The following is a 22,351-nucleotide window of genomic DNA, read 5'->3' as shown; positions in this document are numbered from 1 at the left end:
ACTTACTCCTTGGATGCTATATCTTGCAGACGTTTCCGAAGCTGCTGCCAAAAACCTTCATCAAATTCCGCCGACACCGGCAAATAAAACCAACTATCTTTCGCAAACAATTGACATTTCGCTGCATCTTTTTCAGTCATCAACACGTTCAATGAATCGTCAATTTGCGCAAAATCTGACGCCGAAAATGGATGATGATCAGCAAATTCAATACACTCTTTAAGCACTATCGATTGTTGCTTGAGCGTATCAAAAAACCGTTGTGGATGCCCAATGCCAGCAATTGCAATACACTCGCCCTGTGGCGGAGTAACTTCAATGGAATCTTTTACCCGCTTCCAGTTCTGTGGCTGCAAAGTAAAAGGCCAACCGTAGTTATGTTGAGTTAGGCCGTTTTGTACAACAAAATCAACCTCGGCTAACCGTTTGGCTGGCTCACGTAACGGTCCAAGCGGCAAACGCCAGCCATTTCCGAGGCCACGGTTGCCATCAACCACCGCAATTTCAATATCACGAGCAAGTCGATAATGCTGTAACCCATCATCACTCAGTATAATATCCGTATCCGGAAACATCTGAAGAATAAGTTCAATGGCCTGTTGACGATTTGGGCTAACCGCTAATGGAACGCCAGTGCGAACCGCAAGTAACTTGGGTTCATCGCCGACACGTTGCGCCAATGAAGTAGCAGTGACGAGTTGCGGAAACGGGCCTTTCGCACCATAACCGCGGGAAACTATTGCCGGTGAGTACCCTTGTTGCTTGAGCCATTGCACTAGCGCTTCAGTTACTGGCGTTTTACCCGTTCCACCAACACTAATATTGCCCACGACAATAACCGGAACTGGTGCTCGATAGATAGCTAGAAAACCGACCTGATAAAGCCAGCGCCGCACTGTACTTAGGGTTACAAACAGCGCATGTAATGGAAATAGAAGCAGCAACAACGGATGTAGGCCAGATCGATACCAAGCCCGCTGCCAGAACATGATTACTCGCCCCCGCTAAACTGCAAACTATAAAGTTGGTAATAGGCGCCCTGCTTATCTAACAATGTCTGATGATCGCCACGCTCAAGCACTTTACCCTCTTCCATAACCAAGATTTCATCGGCGTTTTCAATCGTCGAAAGCCGATGAGCAATAACAATTGAGGTTCGATTTTGTTGTAGACGACTCAATGCTTTCTGAATGTGTCGCTCAGATTCCGTATCCAATGCCGATGTTGCCTCGTCCAAAATCAAAATAGGTGCATCACGTAACAATGCTCGGGCAATGGCAATGCGTTGACGCTGGCCGCCCGATAACATCACCCCGTTTTCGCCCACCATGGTATCGAGGCCAAGTGGAAGATTATCGGTGAATTCAGTTATAAATGCTTGCTCAGCCACTTCACGGATGCGTTCTGCCGACACCTCGCCGCGCGCACCATACGCAATGTTGTTGGCGATGCTGTCATTAAACAGGGTGACGTGCTGCGATACCAAAGCAAACTGACGCCGCAAACATTTCAATTTGTAATCGTAAATATCAACTTCATCGAGATAAATTTTCCCGCTTTGTGGCGCATAAAATCGCGTCAACAAATTAGAAATCGTCGATTTACCACTTCCTGAACGACCTACTAAGGCTAACGTTTTGCCTGGCTGCACATCAAAACTCACATGATCAAGCGCTGGCGACTCGGCTTCATCGTAGGTGAATGTTACATTTTCAAAACGGATATGCCCTTTCGCGCGCTCGACTACGTAAGTGCCGGTATTAGGCTCAGCTTTTTCGTCAAGCACCTCAAAAATACTCTGCGCTGCTGCGATACCGCGTTGGAAATCGCTGTTCACTGTCGTGAGCTGTTTCAAAGGGCGAAGCAGCATAATCATCGAGGTTAGTAATGTCGTAAACGCACCTGCAGATAACTGCTCAAGCATTTCTGGGTAACTCGCCAATATCAAAACCATCGATAAACTAAACGATGCAATGAGCTGAATTAAAGACGTGCTGACTGTCTGCGCATTAATCAACTTCATATTTTGATTGCGGGTCACGTTATTGATGTCAAGAAAACGCTTCGACTCGCGTTTTTGACCTTCGTACATCACCACCACTTTATGCCCATTGAGCATTTGCTCGGCAGTTGTTGTCACATTACCCATGGCGGTTTGGATACGCCGCGATACTTGGCGGAAACGCTTGGAAACCACGGAAACAACTTTAGCAATTAATGGACCGACGACAAGAAATACCAGCGACAACTGCCAACTGATATAAAACATCAAACTCAGCAAACCGACCACGAATGCACCTTCGCGAATCAGTACTAAAATGGCGCGTGAACTGGCCTCTGCGACTTGCTGTGTGGTGTAGGTGATTTTCGATAGCAGATCACCAGTAGAATGGCGATCGTGAAACGACACCGGTAGCTTCATCATGTGATCAAACAATTGTTGACGCAGCGTGGTGATGACACGAAAGCCAACCCAGTTGAGTAGATAGGTCGAGATAAAGTTAAACGTGCCACGAGCGATAAACACCAAAGGTACGAAAATAGCCCCATAGATTAGGATTTTCGAATCTTGTTCGGTTAAACCCTCATCAATCAGTGTTTCAATTTGCGAAAAGAAAAATGTATCAACGGCGGCATAGCCAATCATCGCGATAACTGAAAAGATAAACGCCGCACGATACGGCTTTATATAGCTCAATAAGCGTCGGAACGTTCGCTTCTTTTGGGCTTCGGTCATGTTTTCAAGAATGTTTTCAGCGCTCATGCAATTCTTATAAAGTTCAACAATACATGCATTCTAACCGCTTTCACCGGTGGCTGGCTAGTTATCCGCATCAAACCATGCTCGATTGGTACCTGCCCACGGCTGGTCAATCCACCATTTTTGTTGATCGAAAGTAACCGTAATTTGCCCTCCGCGAGCTGTATCAACAAGTCGAATGGACAATGCCTCAAGCCGCTGTTTCACCTGTTCTGCAACCATGCCATACGCATTATTCCGACCTCGACTTGCAATGGCAAAGTATGGCGAAACAGCCTGCAAAAAGTAGTTTTCACTGGAGCTATTACTGCCATGGTGCGCTAACACCAGAATGTCGGCTTGCACGGGGGCAATATGCGCAAGTAACGACCGCTCAGCACGCTTGGTAATATCGCCAGGTACCAGCACCGAGCTCTCACCAATCATAAATTTCAACACGCAGGAATCATCATTGTGCTCATTGTTGGTTACTCGACGCGGATGCAACACTTGCCAAGCAACTCGGCGCCACTGACCGGTTTGGCCTGCAACACAAGGCAAGCCATGACCACTGCCAAACCAACGTAGGGCGGGAAATCGTGCGGCGATAGTAGCAACACCACCTTGGTGATCATTGTCAGTGTGACTCACAAAAGCATAAACAGGCGTCAAGTGATGTTGCTGCAAAAACGGTAAAATCACACGTTCCGCCATATTACCGCCAAGTTCCCAATTGGCACCAGTGTCAACAATTACCGCTTCGTCGGCTTGTGCTATAACGATGGCGCTACCTTGATCTACATCGAGAATATGGAATTTTACTTGGGTATCGTATTGATGTAGCTGATACCGAATAACTAGCCCAAGACAAAAGACCGCAATACAACTTATCTTGTAGCGCCAATGCCATGGCCACACCCACGTCAACACAAGCACCACTAAGGAAATAATTGGCCCAGTCAGGTGCGCAGGCAACCACTGCCACGATGAATTAGCCAGATAACTCAATATTGGTTCGGCATAACTAAGCGGTAGTTCGGCAATTCTAAATAGCCAAAGCGATATCGTTTCAGCGTTAACTACTAGCGAAAATAAGCCGAGCAAACTTAGCGGTAGCACCCAGAAAGTTACTATCGGCACGACGACGAGATTAGTCAGCGGCGCCAAAATCGGTAAACCACCGAACCACATAGCGGTTAACGGCCACATAGCGAACGTAAGCGTCAGCTCAAGACGCCAAAGAGCGCGAACACCACGCCAGCGACCTTGAATGATGGGCCAACGCCAATTCATTAACAGGATGGTTGCGACCGCCACGACAGATAACCAGAATCCACTTTGTAATGGCGCCAATGGATGTGCCAATATCACTACAGCGACAGCTCTAAGCAACACGCGACTAGACGGGGTATGAAGCGCAAAGTATTTGTGAATGATAACCACAGAAAACATGACAAATGCGCGTATCGTAGCGGTTGCAAAACCGGCCAAGCCGGCATAAAAAAATGTGACCGTAAGCGCAATACAGGTTGCCCAAACCCAACTATTCGTCGTTTCTCGACGACTACGGCTGCGCGCGTAATAACGCATCGCCTTTCGACTAAGCCAGAGTACACCAGCGGCAACAAGCGTTAAATGCAGACCTGAAATTGCAATTAAATGGGCGAGCCCGGTTCGCTGATAAGTTTGCCATTGTTCAGCCGACAATGCTTGTCGTTCACCCAGCGTCAGCGCTTGTAGAATTCCGAACTGGCTGAGATTCTTTTCAAAAGCAGCAAGCCGATTGTAAACTCGCTGGCGATAGTTAGGCTCACCAGCAACGAAACTCCCCGAGCGAATGCTTCCTAAAGCATGAATCTTTTGACCTGTAAGGTAACGATGATAAAGAAACCCACCATCATTTCGTACTCCCTGAGGTGCTTTTAAACGAGCCTGAAACTGCCAAGTTGTCCCCGCCTGAGGTGGGGAAATTTGGGTTGGCGGTTCGTACCAACTTAATCGGACCGTTGCTGGTATCGATAAACGCTGGTTTTGGATACTTTTCACCGTTCCTTGGATGCGCCAAAAGTCTGGCTGAGTCTGGGAGATTTCTGTGACCGTCATCATCAATGGCACAGTTTTACCCATATTATCGCCAGTAATCAGCGTAATTTGATGCAAATAAGCATTGCCACTACCCCACGCTATGCCGCACAATATACAGCCTAATACACTGGTGTATCGACGAATACCGAAACGACGCCACGACAAAACAGCGACTAAAGTAGTAAGAAGCAACCATTGTTGAATGGTCATTGGCTTGCTAAAAGTAAAGGTTAAAGCATAGCCAATAAGCGCTGCGCACAACCACCTATCCATGGACGTTGTACCTGTTTGTTAAAGTAATTTCAGTCAGAGTAAAGACGGATTAAACATGCCACGCAAGTTTATTCAGCGCATCATGCCCAAGCATGAAACTGTGAGAAACAGCAAAAGCCTAAAAGTCTTCGGCAAATTGTTGCACGATGCGAACTTGTGGCATCTCAATCGTCGTTCGGCTGCGGGAGGCTTCGCTGTCGGGCTATTTTTTGCCTTTATCCCAGTGCCATTTCAGATGGTACTTGCTGCCGCGGCGGCCATTCCTTTTCGAGTAAACCTGCCGCTTTCAGTTGCGTTAGTATGGGTATCTAACCCAATTACCATGCCCGTCTTATTCTACTTTTGCTACTTATTAGGTAACTGGATACTTGGACAGCCGGCGCAAGGATTCAGCTTTGAATTGTCGTGGCAATGGTTAGCGCAAAGTATCGCCACTATTGGTCCTGCATTTTTGCTCGGCTGCTTAATCATGGCCGTTATCAGCAGTATTATCGGCTACTTCACAATTAGTCTGTTATGGCGACAGTCGGTTGTCAGTGCTTGGCGTGAACGAGCTCAGAAAATGCTAGAAAGAGCAAAGCACCGCGCCAAACACGAATCTAATGACTAATTGCTTGAACAATCTCAATATTCGCTGCACGCCATGCCGGATATAACGTTGCAAAAACGCTCATGATAAGTGCCACAACGGTGACAAGTATTACGTCACTCAATTGCAGGTGCACCGGTATTTGATTAATAAAGTAAACATCGCTCGCCAAGAAGCTTTCTCCGCTCAACCACTGTAGCCAACTCATTAAATCTGGCAAAACGAGCGTTAACAAAACCCCAGCAATCGAACCTAATACGGTACCAATGAGGCCATTTTGTAGGCCTTGCCACACAAAGACTTGCATGATTTGCTTACCACGTAAGCCCATGGTGCGCAGGATACCGATATGTCGCTGTTTCTCTTGTACCGTCATGATCAAAGTTGAAATGATATTGAAGCAAGCAACGGCCAATACCAGAATCAACACTAAATACATCACCATTCGAACTAGCTGGATGTCTCGATAAAGATGCCCCTGCGAGCGCATCCAATGATCAAGATAAACATAATCTTTAATGCTGTAACCTACTTCGCTCGCCACTTGCTGAGCCTGCATCACGTTAGTCAGCTTCAACTCGACCGCGGTCGCGCCAGCTTCGATACCGACCATTTCACGCGCAGTAGCCAGTGAAACATAAGCAAATTGATGATCGACTTGTCCACCAAATTCAAATGTGCCCTGCACATTCAAGCGCACACGCTTAGGTTCACGAAAATTCGCATTTTGTGCCACTAATAACATCACGGTATCACCAGCCGTAACTTTCAGCTTTTCCGCCAACTTGACGCCAAGAACGACAGCGTTCGGCACGTTTAATAGAGACTGCCAGGTGTTATGCGACATATACTCTTGAATAGCTTGTGCTTGCTCTGTATCGATTCCCTGAACTTGTACTCCAGTAAATCTGGCACCTTGTTGCACCATACCTTGCGTACGAATCACCGGCATGGCACTGACCACATTCGGGTGCTCTAAACTGGCCGATATTATTTGTTGCGGGTCTGCCAGCTGTTGATTAACAGCCGTAAATTCAACGTGAGGAATCAAGCTAAGAAAGCGTTCTTGCAACACTTTCTCAAAACCGTTCATGACACTCAAACCGGCGATAAAAACCATACAACCCAGCGCGATGCCAAGCGTCGATGAGGCTGAAATAAACGAAACGAAGCCACTGCGTTCGCGTCGATTACGAAACCGCCGAGCTAATTGCCACGTCAACCGCAACCGTTGCATCATCCTTAACTCTCCGCTTGAGCCAACTGGCCGTGATGAAGAGTTAAAGTACGCGGAAGTTTCGCGGCGAGAGCATTATCGTGCGTGACGATGACAAATGCTGTATCGAATTCTTCGTTTAATTCCAAAAGCAATTCAAACACTTGCTCTGCCGTACTGTCGTCCAAATTACCCGTTGGTTCATCGGCAAGCACTAATCGTGGCGAGTTCGCCAACGCGCGCGCAATCGCGACACGCTGTCGCTCACCACCTGAGAGCTCTGCGGGACGATGCTGTAATCGCTCAGCCAGACCAACACGGCGCAATAATCGTTCAGCCCTTGCTTTCGCCGCGCTTGTAGTAACACCCGCAATCAATTGCGGCATCGCGACGTTTTCCAGTGCGGTAAACTCTGGCAATAAATGATGAAACTGATAGATAAACCCAAGCTCTTTATTACGCCAATCGGCCAACTGATTCGCTGACCAATCTTGAATGGCATAGCCAGCAAACAGTACATCGCCTGAGGTCGGTTTATCTAAGCCGCCCATGCAATGCAATAACGTACTTTTGCCCGAACCCGAGCTACCGACAATCGCAAGCATCTCACCAGCATGAACGGTCAGATTAACATCTTTTAAAACCTGCAACTCGCGGTCACCGTCTTGATAACTACGCGATAACTGGCGGCATTCCATCAACATGCTGTGCAATCCTTCTAGTTTTTATTCATAGCGCAATGCTTGAGCTGGCAATACTTGGCTAGCACGCCAAGCAGGATAAAGCGTGGCAAGGAGTGTCAGAACTATAGCAGCGATAACGATAAAGCTAATCTGCCCAGTCTCCATGAGTACCGGAAGCCCTGCCTGCCCAGTAAAACTTAAATCAATTTGTAGCGTGGTGAGTATTTCATTGAGATTCGCCGCTATCCCAACGCCAATTATTAGCCCCACCAGGCTTCCAAGCACACCGCTTGTTGCGCCTTGTACCATAAACATCGCGTATAAATGCGAGCGCCGTAATCCCATGGTTTGTAATATGGCAATGTCAGAACGTTTATCTTGAATCACCATCATGAGCGCCGAAACAACATTAAAGGCCGCTACCGCAATGATTAGGCTCAACATGAGTCCAACCATGCGCTTTTCCATACTTACCGCGTCAAACAATTCACCGTATTGCTCTCGCCATGTTTGTGTTATCACATCATCGCCGAGTGCTGCCTGCACATCACGCTCGGCGCTGAGCGCGGCAAATGGATCGGTAAAATAGAAGCGTAACGCAGAAACGTGCTCAGGGGGTAGCCTCAATAAACGTGCGGCATCGGCGCCATGCATGACCAGTAAATGACTATCCGCTTCTGATTGCATCGAAACAATCGCTGCCACTTTGAACTGACGCTGAGCAGGCATTAAACCTAATGGTGTGTAAACGCCTCCTGCAGCTGCAATAATACGAATATTATCACCAGGCCAAACATCAAGTTGCTGTGCTAAAGCTTGCCCTAATACTATCTGGTAACTTCCTTCAGTGAGAGCCGAAAGGTTGCCGTAAAGCAAATGCTGACGCAGCGGTTGCCATTGTACATCGGCATCCGCAACATCAGGGAATAGCCCTTGAATAACCACTGGGCGCAATTGACCACTGCTTTGTACGACCCCTGCACTGCTGACCTGAGGAACCACACCAATTTGTTCACGTAACGGCGGAATGCGCTTTGCCAACTGTTGCCAATCGCTCACCTGTTGACTCTTAACTTCTGTCACTGTCAGTTGCGGCACAACCCCGAGAATACGTTGCTTAAGCTGCTGCTCGAAGCCATTCATCACCGAACTTACGATAATAAGCGCTGCCACGCCAATTAAAATTCCGGCTAAGGCAAACCGATTGATAAACCGCGTAAAGCGATTGCCGTGGCGCGCTCGGCTGTATCGTAATCCCAAGAAAAATGCTGCAGGCTTAAACATATTGATTCCTAAATAACTTTGCGCAGCAAGCATAAAGAAAACTGGGCACTGATCCAAGCGTCAAGTTACGGTATACTCCTATGCAATTTGTTTTTAGCAGTAGAGAAACTCATAACTCATGACCACCGCGTCTCCATTTAAGCCACCAAAACCATCATCTGCGCGTCAAGATATAACTTGGCAAAACCTCGCTGGAAGCAGCATTGCACTTGCGCTTGGGCAATTGATAGAACAACACGATGGCCCGGTTTTAATTGTTACGCCCGATGCACCGCAAGCGCATCGATTAGAGCATGAGGTGCAATATTTTGCCCCCAACTGGCGCCAGCAGGTCATGGTGTTTCCAGACTGGGAAACGCTACCCTATGATAGCTTTTCACCACACCAAGATATTATCTCAGAACGCTTAAGCGTGCTTGCTCGTCTACCCGACATGCAGCGCGGTGCTTTGATCGTGTCGCTGAACACCTTAATGCACCGAATTGCACCAACTGACTACGTTGCAGGACAAGCGGTACAAGTGAATAAAGGTCAAAAACTCGATATTCACGGCTTACGTCAACGCTTAGAACGTGCAGGTTATCGTCACGTTGCACAAGTCATGGAACATGGTGAGTTCTGTGTTCGTGGGTCATTGCTTGATTTGTTCCCGATGGGCAGTAGCCAACCCTATCGCATCGATTTTTTTGATGACGAAGTCGATTCGATTCGTTTGTTTGACCCCGACACACAACTATCGGCGGGAGAAATCGACGCCATAGATTTATTGCCGGCTCATGAATTTCCAACGAACCCGACCGCTATCGAGTTATTCCGTGCTCAATATCGCGATCAGTTTGATGCTTCAAATGCCCGTGACTCGGTGTATATGCAAGTTTCAAATCAGCAGTTTCCTGGTGGCGTTGAGTACTACTTGCCGCTGTTTTTCGAAAACACAGCAAGTATTTTTGATTACCTGCCAGCTAACACCCTGTTAGTAACCTTTGGCGACCTACAGGGGAGCTTAGAACACCTCTGGCATGACATTAACCAGCGCTACGAACAGCGTCGCTATGATCCATTGCGGCCGTTACTCCCGCCACAGCAACTCTTTTTAGCGGCAGACCAAATTCACGCGGCATTCAAAGCAATGCCCCGCATACGCGCCATGGTTCCGAGCGATAAACCACAACCGGGCCCGAAAGAATTTCACACGCAGCCAATTGGCGAAATAGCTGTTAATCACCAATTAAAAAATCCGCTCGAGAAGTTAACGCAGCGCTTACAAGAAGCGCGACAGCAACGCGTCATTTTCCTCGTTGAATCGGCGGGCCGGCGCGAAACGCTGCGCGAACTTCTAGCCCCCCTGCAACTCGGGTTAGAAGAAGTTGAGCATTTTAACGAATTCGCAACGAGTAAAACGCCCTACGCAATCAGCATCAGTCCCGTCGCACATTCGTTTGCATTGAGCAAAGAAAAACTTCTTGTCATTACAGAAACCGAGTTGCTCGGGCAGCGCATTGCCCAACGCCGACGTCGCGACCAAAAGGCGACCGTCAATGCTGAGAATATGGTGCGCAACCTCGCTGAGTTGCGTATTGGTCAACCTGTCGTCCATATCGATCATGGTGTCGGCCGTTATCAGGGGCTACAAACACTCGATACCGGCGGGGTCACGACGGAATTTGTCACCATCGAATATGCCAATAACAGTAAGTTGTACGTACCCGTCGCAGCGCTTCATGTGCTAAGTCGGTACAGCGGTGGCGAAGAAGCGTCAGCACCACTGCATAAACTTGGCAATGACCAATGGGAAAAAGCCAAGCGTAAAGCAGCTGAGAAAATTCGTGATGTTGCTGCTGAATTGCTCGACGTTTATGCCCGTCGCGAAGCAAAACCAGGTTATCCGTTTAAGCTTGATCAAGAAGAATATCAACGTTTCGCCGGCAGCTTCCCTTTTGAGGAAACCGATGATCAGCTCGCGGCTATCGCTGGTGTGTTAGCGGATATGCAAGCACCGCGAGCCATGGACCGATTAGTTTGCGGTGATGTTGGATTTGGTAAAACCGAAGTGGCAATGCGTGCTGCATTTGTTGCGGTGAACGACAACAAGCAAGTTGCGGTGTTAGTTCCAACAACCTTGCTGGCTCAGCAACACTACGAGAACTTTAAAGACCGTTTTGCCGACTGGCCAATCCGCGTTGAAGTACTATCTCGTTTCAAAACCGCTAAGCAAACTCAGAAAATTCTTGCGGATTTGGCAGAAGGTAAAGTCGATTTAGTCATCGGTACTCACAAACTACTCAGTGCCGACGTAAAGTTTCACGATCTCGGTTTGCTTATTGTTGACGAGGAGCACCGCTTTGGCGTGCGCCAAAAAGAAGCAATTAAGCGACTTCGAGCGGATGTTGATATTCTCACGCTTACTGCGACACCAATACCTCGTACGTTGAACATGGCAATGCACGGCGTACGCGATTTATCCATTATCGCGACGCCACCGGCAAAACGTTTAGCCGTGAAAACCTTTGTTCGCGAATATGATGAACCAACTATACGAGAAGCTGTGCTACGGGAAATTTTGCGTGGCGGGCAAGTGTACTTTCTGCACAACAACGTAGAAACTATCGAAAAAACCGCTGAATCCTTAGCGCAACTCGTGCCAGAAGCTCGTATTACCGTTGCTCATGGTCAAATGCGAGAGCGTGAGCTTGAGCGCATCATGTCCGATTTTTACCACCAGCGATATAATGTATTGGTGTGTACCACCATTGTTGAAACCGGTATCGATGTACCAACAGCCAATACCATTATCATGGATCGTGCCGATCATTTGGGTCTCGCTCAAATGCACCAACTGCGAGGTCGCGTTGGCCGTTCACATCATCAAGCCTACGCTTACTTGCTCACTCCAAATCCGAAACGAATGACCAAGGATGCACTTAAGCGTCTAGAAGCCATTTCACAGCTCGAAGACTTAGGCGCTGGCTTTATGCTGGCAACTCATGATTTGGAAATACGCGGAGCTGGCGAACTCTTAGGCGATGAACAAAGTGGTCAAATAGAAACCATCGGTTTTACCTTGTACATGGAAATGCTTGAGCAAGCCGTTAAAGCGCTACGTGAAGGCAAACAGCCAGCACTCGACCAGTTGCTACAGGCCCAAACAGAAATTGACTTGCGCGTACCAGCATTATTACCAGAATCCTATATCGCCGACGTTAATACTCGCTTGAGTTTGTACAAACGCATTGCCAGTAGCGATAACACCCAAGCGTTACACGAGATTCAAGTTGAGTTAATTGACCGGTTTGGGTTATTACCCGATGCGGTTAAGAATTTGGTTCGTGTTGCCGAACTTCGCAGTCGTGCTCAGCAGCTTGGTATTCGAAAAATTGATGGTGGCCCAAATGGCGTCAACGTTGAATTCGCTGCCGATACCAAAGTTTCGCCACAAGTACTTATTCAGTTGATACAACAGCAACCGAACGAGTATCGCCTTGAAGGGCCAACGCGTTTACGTATTCTTCGTAAAATTGACGATACTCAAGCACGACTGAAACTGGTAGAGTCACTACTGGACGAATTTGCACGAGGATGACTATGACTGTTTGGTTGCGCACAGCTCTTCTTTCACTTGGATTAGGCTCTGGTTCGCTGGCTATCGCTCAAGAAACACCAACTGATTGGCGTTGGTTTGAAGTGGAAGTGTTAGCGTTTAAACAAGCTCCAAATAGTGATACTGAAGCATTTCCATGGCATCCGCCGCGTCAAATTGAAGCGCGTCACGACCCCATTTCTAAATATTATGCACCGAACTTTTTTGCTCTACTTAATGACCTCTCGTTATGTCCCGAAGAAGATGAAACGCTGACGATACGTCCTGTTTTTTGTGCTCAAGCTGACGAAGTCGACCCGTTCGCTGCGCCTTGGTATCAGCCAAGCCGCATTCTAAGTGGTTTTGAACAAGCTCCTGCACAAATCATTGATGGTGATGGTGGTGATATGCTTACCAGCTCTGGTCCCTATTTGCTACCGGCAGATACGCACTTATTCGATGATTTCAGAGAGCAACTCGTTCGCCGTAACGTGGGTACTCCGCTGTTACACGTTACTTATCGCACGCCCGTATTTACGCGGAGCGAAGGCTATAAGATTCGTCTTTTCGGTGGTCGTAATTTTGGCCAAGAATTTTTACCGAGTGGCTACGAGCAGCCACCATTTGCTCTGGTTGAGAGCGCAGCTGTGGATGAAGAGCAACAGCCTCAATTATTTGAAGAGCTTGAAACTCTGCTCTCGCAGGTTAATCAACAAGAGATTCAAATTAGTTATCGTGATCATGGTACGCCAAATCCACCCCCATTAATTCCAGAACGATCGCGCTCACAACGCGCAGAGCCAGTTTGGGAGCTTGATGGCACCCTGCATATTTACTTAGTCGGTAATTATCTACATATTGATAGCGATCTTGAGTTACGCAGCCCGCAGCAAGTACGCTTTAACCAGCGTGAATTAGCGGCACAAGTCGAGCAAGCGTTACAAACTGATCGTTCAACTTCGCGCTTTTTGCGCAGTTATCGACTCGATCAACTACGTCGAGTTATCAGTCATGAAACGCATTATTTTGACCATCCAAAACTTGGCTTAGTGGTGCAAATTCGACGTACTGATTTATCCGCTCGACGCTAATCGTTCATCGAATCATTATATAGAGCATAGGAATTGCGATGGAAAAGTACGAAGAACTGCTGTTGGCCCTACGTAAAGTCATTCGCGCAACAGACTTGTACTCCAAGCAACTAAACAAGCGCACTGGCTTAACCGCACCGCAGTTATTAATTTTACGAGAGATTGCCGCTGCACCTGACGGAATTACGGCGAGCTCTGTCGCTCAAAATATTACCTTAAGCCCTGCAACGGTAAGTAACGTGATTGACAGGCTAGAACATCGCGAGTTAATCCATCGTGAGCGCAGCACAGAAGATCGGCGGCGAGTGGTACTGTCTTTAACAGCACAAGGCAAACAGCGACTTGCGGAAGCGCCACGGCCATTACAAGAAGATTTCATTCACAAATTTCAGTCATTAGCCGATTGGGAACAATCGCAACTAGTGGCCGGTATGCAACGCATTGCAGCCATGATGGATGCTGAAAAGCTCGATGCTGCTGATGTACTTGAAGTAGGAACCTATGAACAAAAAAAATATCGTTCGCATTAGCTTCACGACATTATCGATACTCGCTCTGGCAAATTGTGCGCAAGTTACACAGCCGGAACTGTGCGATAGCAATGTCACCCCTATTCACGCTATTCAAGGTCAGGGATTCCAATCACCGCTAACAGGCCAACAAGTCACGACTCGCGGTATTGTCACTGGCAATTGGCAAAGTGAAGCTGAACTTGGCGGATTTTTTCTAGTTAGCAAACCAGACGATCGCGATGACAATTCGCTAACGTCTGAAGGATTATTTGTGCAGGCCAATGAAAATCTCCCACGGCTGCAACCAGGTGATTGGGTCTATTTAACGGGTACTGTCGCTGAATCCAATGACTTAACACAACTCACAAACCTGACTCATCACGCAGTATGCGATTCTGGCTATTCGGTGGAACCAACTGTTCTCAACTTGCCTGTAACTTCAACCGAGCAGTTTGAAGCGCTTGAAGGGATGCCGGTTCACATCAATCAAAATCTCGTTGTTAATGGTCACTACCAGCTGTTGCGACATGGGCAAATTGATGTTGCGCACGAACGTCTATTCACCCCGACCCAACATCGTCGGCCTGGAGCTGAAGCACGTGCACAGGCAAAGTCGAACGCACTAGCTCGACTCGTTATTGACGATAATTTGGCACCAAACTCAGATTTGCCGTCGAGCCTGAAACAGACTATTACGGCATCCAATACAGTGCGAAGTGGCGACACCCTAGCACCACTGCACGGCATTCTTAGCGATTTTCGCGGCAGCTATCGTTTACAGCCAACGTCGAGTGTCGAAATTTCTCAAACCAATCCGCGTCCAGTTGCGCCTGAAGCTCCGGCAGCGAATACCGTTCGCGTTGCCGCTTTCAATGTGTTGAATTATTTTAATGGCGAAGGCCCGAACAAACAGTTCCCGACCGACCGGGGAGCTAAATCTACGGCGGATTTCGCCCGTCAACACGAAAAAATTATTGCAGCGTTAAGTCAACTTAACGCTGATATCATCGGTTTGCTTGAGTTAGAGAACGATGGGTACACAAGTCATAGTGCCATTGCGGAATTAACATCTGCTCTTGCAAAAGCCACTGGCCAACCGTGGCGTTTTGTGCAAGCAGCCCCTGAAAAACTGGGGGATGATGCTATCACCAATGGTCTTATTTATCGTAGCGACAGAGTGACGCCTCAAGGTGAGCCTTTAACCTTAACAACACCTCCTTTCGGCCGACTCAGTCGATTGCCAATTATTCAACGATTTTCGCCTACAAATACCGTCGAAAATCTGGTTATTGCGGTCAATCACTTTAAATCAAAAGGCGGCTGCCCGAAAGACAGTAGCAATCCCAATGCCAATCAAAACGACGGACAAGCTTGTTGGAATGAAGCGCGCACTAAATCAGCCGAACTTTTAGCCGAATTCATCGACAATCATGCTGATTTAAAGCGTTTCCCATTGCGTGTATTGATGGGCGACTTTAATGCTTACGCACAAGAAGAGCCGATTCAGACATTCCTTCAGTACGGCTACTACAATCGCATCGACGCTTTTAATCCCCATGCCTACAGCTATGTTTATGATGCTCAGGCGGGAAGCCTTGACCACTTACTCGTGTCGAGCCAACTGGCGGCTCGCGTCGTTCATCAAGCCATTTGGTCTATCAACGCAGACGAGCCAACACTATTGCAGTACAACAATGCAGACGTAAATAACAATTGGTACGCGCCCTCACCTTACCGCGCATCCGATCACGATCCAATTTACGCTGATATTCAGTTTTAATTCGATAAAACAAATCAACGCTTGTCACACAATAGGTCTTTGTTGCATCTTTAAGAACAGCTGATGCAACAAAGGCTTTCATAGTGAGTCAGGAATATTCTGGGTTTGGTCAACTTACGGATGAAGTAACACTCGCTGCTGCGGCTGGCGGTAAAACCCGTGCCCAACAAATCATTTTCAATCGTTACAAGAATGCCGTGGTGCGTACATTAGTGGGTTTATGCCATGATCGTGAATTGGCTCGCGATCTGGCGCAAGACGTGTTCCTTCAAGCATTTACCAAATTGCATCAATTACGTAATCACCAAGCCCTAGGCGCTTGGCTAAAACAACTCACCATACGCACCGCCCTGTCTTACTTCCGAGCTCAGCCGCCAACGGCTGAACCGATTGAAGAAGAATTTGTAGATAGCAACGACTGGTCAGCGCAAGCCGATTGGTTGATCCAACTCCGAGATATTGAGACGTTAATCGCACAGCTCAATGATAATGAGCGTCTCGCAGTCTGGCTTTATTTAGGCGAAGGTTACAATCACGAAGAGATTGCTGAACTCCTAAACGAACAAGCGTCGACCGTGCGCAAACGATATCAGCGCGCGTTAGCGAAACTAAATACTTTTTTGACAAAAGAGGTACCTCATGACCACCAAGCATGAGCAACATCTGCAACAACAGTGGCAGCAATATGTTGCCGCTGAGGCTGAGCAGGTTGAACTCGAATTTCCGCAAGAGCTGACAGCCAAACCGCGACGAGCTGAAATCCAAATCAAGCCATTGTGGCTCACTGCAGCTGCTTTTTTGATGGCAATTGGCTTAACGTGGTGGCTTTCGTTTTTACCCGTTCCCGATTCGTCGAAAGTTGAGATTGCCAACGTTCCAGCTTCGTCATCCCTTGAAGTCGCACCGATGTTACTTGCAGCCAACTACCGTCTTGATGTCCTAGAGCGACGCATTCAGCAGGCTTATTTACAAGGAGCATCTGATGCAGAACTCGAACAGTTGTGGGCGCAACATCAAGCGCTTGAGAACTAGGAGGATTGGCGATGTATAAATCAATAGTAGTCATGGTTACCGCGAGTTTACTCTGCGCATCAGTACTTGGCCAGGAGCAGCAGGCGCGTGATTATGCTCGGGCGGCAGCCATCGCGGCAAGCAAAGCACAAGGCTCCCAACAACAAGTGGTACTTGAGGAACCTGCCCGGAGTTATTTTGAATGGGGAGCCATTCTTAATAAACAAGCCGAAGTAGTCAGCGTTCGTGAAGGAAGTATTGCGGCCGAGATGCAATTGAAGGTTGGTGATGTGATTCAACATATCAATAATCAGCCAGTTTATCCCCAGCAGCTTGACGATGCCCTTACTACATTAGCTTCGCTAGAACACAATCAGCCGTTTTCCGTGGGCGTAAAGCGCGGCGAGCAAACCCACGAGCTCAATGGTACGGTTCGTGCGACAGTGATACCAGGGTGGCGTCTAGAAGTTGTTAACACGCTTGAAGAAGCGACGCAAAACAGTGAATCAACGGTAAGCATGAACAATGCGTGCGGCCGAATTAGCGTGTTTTTTACCCCGCCGGTTACCGCCGATTTATACCCTGCTTTTATCAACTCAATTGACGGTGATAACGTTCGAATCAAGAATCCATCTTTTAAACTTGCCGCGAACAATTATAAAGTTGGCGTTCATGAACTCATTGATGAACCGTCGTTACGCCGCGGCGGCGGCAGCGCACCTGAAAAAATTCTCGAATTGACGATTGAACCGAACAAGACCTATCACATTGGCGCCAAGTTTATTCGCGAAAAACGTTATCAACGTTTTAATGCCGGCTACTGGGAGCCAGTGGTTTGGAAAGTAACCGACCAATCTTGTCAATTGGACTGATTCGTCATTTTGCTGTCATGCAATCGTGGTAGACTTTCACTCAATTGAAACTTTGTAGGATAAATCTCATGGCCTCACGTGCTTTGTTTGCAGTTACCGCTGCAGCTGCGTTTGTACTCGCTAGTTGTTCTAGCACAGTACCAAATTCATCCGTCGAAACCGCCGCTGCAAATGAACAATCTCCAAATATCATTTTTATGATTGGCGATGGTATGGGCTTCGAATTTATCTCTGCATACCGTTATGCCACGAGTCAACGCGGCACGGGTGAGTTAGCGTCAACCCCATTTGATGATCTACTTGTCGGCGCCGCAACCACCTACCCTGACGATGATACTTGGGTTACTGACTCAGCAGCCAGTGCCACAGCTTTAGCAACCGGCGTTAAGAGCTACAACGGCGCGATCGGTATTGATACTGACAAGAACCCAAAGCAAACATTGATGGAATTGGCTCGTGAGAAAGGTTGGTCGACCGGTGCTGTCGCGACAGTGCAAGTGAATCATGCAACGCCAGCAAGCTTCTTTACCCATCACCCATCACGCAACATGTATAACCAAATTGCTGACTCTTATGCGCAACAAGTTAGCACCGGTGGCTGGAGTTTCGATGTGCTCTTGGGAGGCGGTCACAGTTACTTTGCTCGTGACGATGTGAACTGGTTACCAAAGCTTGAACAACAGGGCTTACAGGTAGTAACCAAGCTCGAGCAGCTTGAAGAGGTCTCGACAAGCCCAGTATTAGGGTTGTTTGCCGACAAAGCGCTCCCCTTTGCCATAGATGATCGTCCGGGACGCCTCGCTGACATGACCAAGCACGCATTGCGGCTTCTTGAAAACCGCTCTGAGCAAACCGGCAAACCGTTTGCACTTATGGTTGAAGGTAGCATGATTGACTGGTGTGGGCATGCGAACGATATCACCTGTGCAGTGCATGAAATGGCGGATTTTGCCGCTGCTGTAGAGGTTGTGCGTGATTATCTTGCTGAAAATCCAAATACCTTATTAGTTATCACTGCTGACCATTCAACCGGTGGTTTAACGCTCGGTCAAGGTGGTGAGTATGCTTGGTATTCAGAAAAAGTGATGGGCATTGAAAAATCGATTGAAGCAATGGCCACTGACTTGGTGCAGCTGCCAAAATCAGCCTGGCGCGATTACTTAACGCCCGTGTTAAACCTGCCACTGACGGATAGTCAATGGCAACAGCTTGAGTCAATAACCATCAATGACCAGCTAAAAGGTCGCGATAAACTCAAGCCTGTCCATCAAGTATTAGTGCAGATCATTAGCGAACATACACGTACCGGTTGGACTACCTCTGGCCATACCGCTGTCGATGTACCTGTTATGGCCGTAGGCCCAGGCGCAGAAGCCTTCCGTGGCTACATTGATAACACCGATATTGCTAAGGCATTGCTGCAGCTGGTGCGTTAAGCGCACCAGCCCAATTCGTTAGCCCGTTGCTGGGCTAACGCCGGCACATCCGTTTTAACAAAATGATGATGCAGAATTTGCACGCCTAACATGTGATTAATCACCGCATCGAGCTGTACTTTCTCATCAATCGGTACTTCATCTGATTCATGACGCGCAAATGTGCGTTGTACTTCATTAAAATCAAGTAATCCCGCTTCTTTTACTGCGTCTTCAGATAAGAACTGCTCAGCAAGTTTCAATACCGCTTGCCACTTTTTAGGGTCAGTGTGCGCCGGCGGTGCCATAAATGCGAATTTCTCTCGTTTATACAAGGTCTCTGGCAATAGGCCTTTCATGGCTTCACGCAGCACATACTTCTCTTTGTTTCCTTTAATACGCAAATGCGGTGGTACCGTAAACGCATACTCCGCAAGATGATGATCTAAAAATGCCGGACGTGCCTCCATGGAGTTCGCCATATCGACTCGGTCACCACCCCAAGTTAATATCTGCCCTTCCAACATCGTTTTAATCCACACATATTGAGCGCGGTCGAGTGGATGGCGCCCTTTCAACATGGTTTCATCTAATGTTTCGGCAATTGCTTTACCCGCATCGTAATCTTCAAGGCCTGCGCGGCGCTCTGACGCAATTAATGGTAATGCGACATCACCGCACGACAACCATGGTTGAACACAACTTGGCGTGAAGCCCATTTTGGCGTTAAACGCAGGACTGACAAACTCCTCGCGCGCCAACATGGCCCCTTTAAATAGCTTGTTGTTTTTCTCCAACAGCTCTTGCCAAGCCTTGCGCTCACTGTCTGGTAAATGGTCAAGCCCATGTAGGAACATGTCTTTACGAAATGCAGGATAACCTGCGAAGAGTTCGTCCGAACCTTCCCCTGTGAGTACAACTTTATAGCCAACTTCATTGACTTGCTGACTCATCAAATACTTGGCGACACCTAAGGTGTTGTAGATTGTGCGTTCAGTATGCCAGATGGTTTTCACAAAATGATCGTAGAGATCATCCGCTTTCAAACGCATGATGTGATGATCAGCGCCAGTCGCCTCAGCCATTTCTTGGGCAATTGGCGTTTCATCGTAGTCATCCGAATCAAAGCCAATGGTAAATGCTTTCACTGAGGTTTGTGTAGCAGCCGCCGATAATCCGAGAATAGCGCACGAATCGATACCGCCAGACAGATAGCAACCAACAGGAACATCGGCCGTTAAGCGATGTTGTACCGCTTCTAAAAGATGTTTCCGAACACCTTCAATATATTGTTGTTCATCAACTTCGTCACCGGGATATTCATGCTCCAGCGGAAAATTCACATCCCAGTATTTCGACTCGCTCAACGTTAATTTACCGTTCTTGCGAGTCACTTTTACAACATGACCCGGGGCGACTTGCTTCACGCCTGCAAATGCGGTTGTGCCCGGCACCATGACCTGAATTAACTGATGATATAGCCCTTCGCTAGAGAATTCGCGCTTCACCGACGGATGTGCAAACAGCACCTTCAATTCAGAACCAAACACCACACCGTCAGCCGTTTCGGTGTAGTAAAGAGGTTTTATACCGAATCGGTCACGAACTAAGTACATAGCGTCTTCATGGCGATCGTACAAACCAAACGCAAATTCACCGCGTAAATGCTTAAGGGTTTCATCAAGCCCTTCACGCTCGTACAAATGCAACACAATTTCCGAGTCACTTTTACTACGGAAGCGGGCACCTTGTGCCGTCAAATCGGCGCGAATACGCTTAAAATCATAGAATTCACCGTTATGTGCTAGCAATAATTGACCATTATCACTAACAAAAGGTTGCCGCGCTCGGTCTTCGTTTAAGTCAATAATCGACAATCGCGCATGGCTAAAGCCGACGCCAGTATTATCGAGCGTCTGATAACCGAAGCCATCCGGCCCTCGATGATGCATGATGGCAGCCATATTCACCAATGTCTGTGCATCGGGAGTTTGATTGGCATCACGATTAAATATTCCTGCTATTCCACACATACTTACTCGGTCCTCTTTTATACGACGTCTATGACACGCTCAGCGCGTTCTACCATGCATGTCAAAAGGGCCATGCGCAAAAATACCGCACCACGCGCTTGACTGAAGTACCAGTTGTGCGCGGTATGGTCGAGATCGGTTGATAGCTCTTCGCCACGAGCCAACGGATGCAGAATAATTGCATCCTTTTTTAACGGCGATTTTGCAGTTAAATGGAAGGCACTTCCGTAGGTATTAAAGGTATCGCCTTCCCACGAAATGGCATTGATATACACCACATCCAAACTCGGTAATGTTTTATCAAGATCGGTACTGGTTGCGATTCGAATACCACGAGCTTCTAGTTCTTCGCGCTGACCGGCACCAAATAACTGAGACGAACTCGCTTCATCGTGAATGATCACCAGCTCTTCTACGGCATGTGGGAACACCGATAAACTCTTAAGAAAACTGCGCACCGTACGCATTTTATTCGGTACGCCAATAACACCAATACGAATTTTCGTATTATTCTCGGCGTCAATGAGCTCGGGACGCCATTTGAAAATGGCGTACATATCGGCAAGCGCTTGAGTTGGATGCTCATCCACACCATTGCCCGCATTAATGATGGGAATACGCAAGGCATCCATCATTTCAAATAACGAACTTTCGTTGTTATCACGCAGCACGACGCAATCACCGTAGTTGTTAAACATTTCAGCGACATCAGCTAAACACTCACCTTTGGCGATGCCCGTCGTTGAGCGGTCGGTGATTGACATAATATCCCCACCCAAACGATGCCATGCGCTCTCGAACGAGAGTCTAGTACGCGTGCTCGGTTCATAGAACGCGCTAATCAGTATTTTGTTCTGCAACGGTGAACTAAATCGCTTTGGGTTGCTTTCAATTTTTGCCGCTAAGCGAAACAACTGCTTCATCGTATCTTGATCAAACTGATCACCCGATACGATGTGTTGATTCGCTAATTTGACTAAATAGTCCCCGTCTTCCTGAATTACTCTGAGCAACGCTTTGGGATGGGCGTCGCCATAGACATCAGGCCGCTCACGTTCAAATGAGACATCATTCACATTCATAGTGTTTTACCAAAGTTGTTTAGAAATGAAATCTTTTAACCATAACGCCACCAAAATCACCGGCGCCATAGCTGCTAAAACGAGGCAAATCATCACTAACGCACTAAA

17 protein-coding genes are annotated in these 22,351 nt (G+C 47.7%); 9 read left to right on the top strand and 8 right to left on the bottom strand.

All coding sequences use genetic code 11. The features are described from left to right. Positions 1 to 2: 2 nt before the first annotated feature. The 3 genes from lpxK to CWI76_RS01210 all read right to left on the bottom strand — a co-directional run bounded on the left by lpxK (position 3) and on the right by CWI76_RS01210 (position 5,098). On the bottom strand, positions 3 to 989 hold the full coding sequence (gene lpxK / locus CWI76_RS01220; protein ID WP_126758568.1) for a tetraacyldisaccharide 4'-kinase: 987 nt from the start codon (positions 987 to 989) through the stop codon (positions 3 to 5). 2 nt (positions 990 to 991) lie between these two features. Next, positions 992 to 2,737: a lipid A export permease/ATP-binding protein MsbA gene (gene msbA, locus CWI76_RS01215; RefSeq protein ID WP_126759346.1), complete on the bottom strand. Its 1,746-nt coding sequence runs from the start codon at positions 2,735 to 2,737 to the stop codon at positions 992 to 994. 84 nt (positions 2,738 to 2,821) lie between these two features. Further along, entirely contained in the window at positions 2,822 to 5,098 is a 2,277-nt protein-coding gene (locus CWI76_RS01210; protein WP_126758567.1) for a DNA internalization-related competence protein ComEC/Rec2, read from the bottom strand. 55 nt (positions 5,099 to 5,153) lie between these two features. On the opposite strand from CWI76_RS01210, the gene CWI76_RS01205 reads away from it, so the two are divergent. After that, positions 5,154 to 5,708, top strand: coding sequence for a DUF2062 domain-containing protein (locus tag CWI76_RS01205; RefSeq protein ID WP_126758566.1), 555 nt, complete (start codon positions 5,154 to 5,156; stop codon positions 5,706 to 5,708). On the opposite strand, the gene CWI76_RS01200 is transcribed toward CWI76_RS01205, so the two are convergent. From CWI76_RS01200 to CWI76_RS01190, 3 genes are read right to left on the bottom strand one after another with little or no spacing between them, the layout of a single operon-like run. Further along, positions 5,698 to 6,927 carry a lipoprotein-releasing ABC transporter permease subunit gene (locus tag CWI76_RS01200; protein WP_241967922.1) on the bottom strand — a complete coding sequence of 410 codons (1,230 nt, stop codon included), beginning with the start codon at positions 6,925 to 6,927 and terminating at the stop codon, positions 5,698 to 5,700. The genes CWI76_RS01205 and CWI76_RS01200 overlap by 11 nt on opposite strands. Before the next feature lie 2 nt (positions 6,928 to 6,929). Then, complete coding sequence (gene lolD, locus CWI76_RS01195; RefSeq protein WP_126758565.1) at positions 6,930 to 7,616, bottom strand: lipoprotein-releasing ABC transporter ATP-binding protein LolD; 687 nt, start codon at positions 7,614 to 7,616, stop codon at positions 6,930 to 6,932. A gap of 12 nt (positions 7,617 to 7,628) precedes the next feature. Then, the gene (locus CWI76_RS01190; RefSeq protein ID WP_126758564.1) at positions 7,629 to 8,870 is read right to left on the bottom strand and encodes a lipoprotein-releasing ABC transporter permease subunit; all 1,242 of its coding nucleotides are present in this window, start codon (positions 8,868 to 8,870) and stop codon (positions 7,629 to 7,631) included. Between the two features lie 118 nt (positions 8,871 to 8,988). Here CWI76_RS01190 and mfd point away from each other — a divergent pair, with 118 nt between their 5' ends. The 8 genes from mfd (at position 8,989) to CWI76_RS01150 (ending at position 19,149) form a co-directional block, all read left to right on the top strand. Next, positions 8,989 to 12,450, top strand: a complete 3,462-nt coding sequence (gene mfd, locus CWI76_RS01185) for a transcription-repair coupling factor (RefSeq protein ID WP_126758563.1) — start codon at positions 8,989 to 8,991, stop codon at positions 12,448 to 12,450. Positions 12,451 to 12,452: 2 nt separating this feature from the next. Continuing rightward, on the top strand, positions 12,453 to 13,538 hold the full coding sequence (locus tag CWI76_RS01180) for a CsiV family protein (RefSeq protein WP_157980789.1): 1,086 nt from the start codon (positions 12,453 to 12,455) through the stop codon (positions 13,536 to 13,538). A 38-nt stretch (positions 13,539 to 13,576) separates the two neighbouring features. Then, a complete protein-coding gene (locus CWI76_RS01175; protein ID WP_126758561.1) occupies positions 13,577 to 14,068 on the top strand; it encodes a MarR family winged helix-turn-helix transcriptional regulator in 492 nt (163 codons plus the stop codon). Continuing rightward, positions 14,040 to 15,830, top strand: coding sequence for an ExeM/NucH family extracellular endonuclease (locus tag CWI76_RS01170; RefSeq protein WP_126758560.1), 1,791 nt, complete (start codon positions 14,040 to 14,042; stop codon positions 15,828 to 15,830). The genes CWI76_RS01175 and CWI76_RS01170 overlap by 29 nt, the downstream gene beginning before the upstream one ends. A gap of 83 nt (positions 15,831 to 15,913) precedes the next feature. Then, positions 15,914 to 16,486 (top strand): RNA polymerase sigma factor, encoded by a 573-nt coding sequence (locus tag CWI76_RS01165; RefSeq protein ID WP_157980788.1) that lies wholly within the window; start codon positions 15,914 to 15,916, stop codon positions 16,484 to 16,486. Then, a complete protein-coding gene (locus CWI76_RS01160) occupies positions 16,470 to 16,862 on the top strand; it encodes a hypothetical protein (RefSeq protein WP_126758558.1) in 393 nt (130 codons plus the stop codon). The genes CWI76_RS01165 and CWI76_RS01160 overlap by 17 nt, the downstream gene beginning before the upstream one ends. Before the next feature lie 11 nt (positions 16,863 to 16,873). Next, positions 16,874 to 17,713: a PDZ domain-containing protein gene (locus CWI76_RS01155; RefSeq protein WP_126758557.1), complete on the top strand. Its 840-nt coding sequence runs from the start codon at positions 16,874 to 16,876 to the stop codon at positions 17,711 to 17,713. 68 nt (positions 17,714 to 17,781) lie between these two features. Next, entirely contained in the window at positions 17,782 to 19,149 is a 1,368-nt protein-coding gene (locus CWI76_RS01150; protein ID WP_126758556.1) for an alkaline phosphatase, read from the top strand. Here CWI76_RS01150 and asnB read toward each other — a convergent pair. Together asnB and CWI76_RS01140 are read right to left on the bottom strand one after the other, a co-directional pair. Next, the gene (gene asnB, locus CWI76_RS01145) at positions 19,146 to 21,161 is read right to left on the bottom strand and encodes an asparagine synthase (glutamine-hydrolyzing) (protein WP_126758555.1); all 2,016 of its coding nucleotides are present in this window, start codon (positions 21,159 to 21,161) and stop codon (positions 19,146 to 19,148) included. The two genes, CWI76_RS01150 and asnB, sit on opposite strands and share 4 nt — an antisense overlap. 17 nt (positions 21,162 to 21,178) lie before the next feature. Next, a complete protein-coding gene (locus CWI76_RS01140; protein ID WP_126758554.1) occupies positions 21,179 to 22,243 on the bottom strand; it encodes an aspartate/ornithine carbamoyltransferase family protein in 1,065 nt (354 codons plus the stop codon). Positions 22,244 to 22,351: the final 108 nt, after the last annotated feature.

It is taken from the genome of Pseudidiomarina marina (assembly GCF_003987045.1).
GTDB classification, from domain to species: domain Bacteria; phylum Pseudomonadota; class Gammaproteobacteria; order Enterobacterales; family Alteromonadaceae; genus Pseudidiomarina; species Pseudidiomarina marina.
Note: the sequence above shows the minus strand (reverse complement) of the source record. Positions and strands in the feature narration are given on the sequence as shown.

Coding starts and splice junctions, on each gene's coding strand:
- lpxK (WP_126758568.1), bottom strand. CDS start 989: ATGTTCTGGCAGCGGGCTTGGTATCGATCTGGCCTACATCCGTTGTTG.
- msbA (WP_126759346.1), bottom strand. CDS start 2,737: ATGACCGAAGCCCAAAAGAAGCGAACGTTCCGACGCTTATTGAGCTAT.
- CWI76_RS01210 (WP_126758567.1), bottom strand. CDS start 5,098: ATGGATAGGTGGTTGTGCGCAGCGCTTATTGGCTATGCTTTAACCTTT.
- CWI76_RS01205 (WP_126758566.1), top strand. CDS start 5,154: ATGCCACGCAAGTTTATTCAGCGCATCATGCCCAAGCATGAAACTGTG.
- CWI76_RS01200 (WP_241967922.1), bottom strand. CDS start 6,927: ATGATGCAACGGTTGCGGTTGACGTGGCAATTAGCTCGGCGGTTTCGT.
- CWI76_RS01190 (WP_126758564.1), bottom strand. CDS start 8,870: ATGTTTAAGCCTGCAGCATTTTTCTTGGGATTACGATACAGCCGAGCG.
- mfd (WP_126758563.1), top strand. CDS start 8,989: ATGACCACCGCGTCTCCATTTAAGCCACCAAAACCATCATCTGCGCGT.
- CWI76_RS01180 (WP_157980789.1), top strand. CDS start 12,453: ATGACTGTTTGGTTGCGCACAGCTCTTCTTTCACTTGGATTAGGCTCT.
- CWI76_RS01175 (WP_126758561.1), top strand. CDS start 13,577: ATGGAAAAGTACGAAGAACTGCTGTTGGCCCTACGTAAAGTCATTCGC.
- CWI76_RS01170 (WP_126758560.1), top strand. CDS start 14,040: ATGAACAAAAAAAATATCGTTCGCATTAGCTTCACGACATTATCGATA.
- CWI76_RS01160 (WP_126758558.1), top strand. CDS start 16,470: ATGACCACCAAGCATGAGCAACATCTGCAACAACAGTGGCAGCAATAT.
- CWI76_RS01155 (WP_126758557.1), top strand. CDS start 16,874: ATGTATAAATCAATAGTAGTCATGGTTACCGCGAGTTTACTCTGCGCA.
- CWI76_RS01150 (WP_126758556.1), top strand. CDS start 17,782: ATGGCCTCACGTGCTTTGTTTGCAGTTACCGCTGCAGCTGCGTTTGTA.
- asnB (WP_126758555.1), bottom strand. CDS start 21,161: ATGTGTGGAATAGCAGGAATATTTAATCGTGATGCCAATCAAACTCCC.
- CWI76_RS01140 (WP_126758554.1), bottom strand. CDS start 22,243: ATGAATGTGAATGATGTCTCATTTGAACGTGAGCGGCCTGATGTCTAT.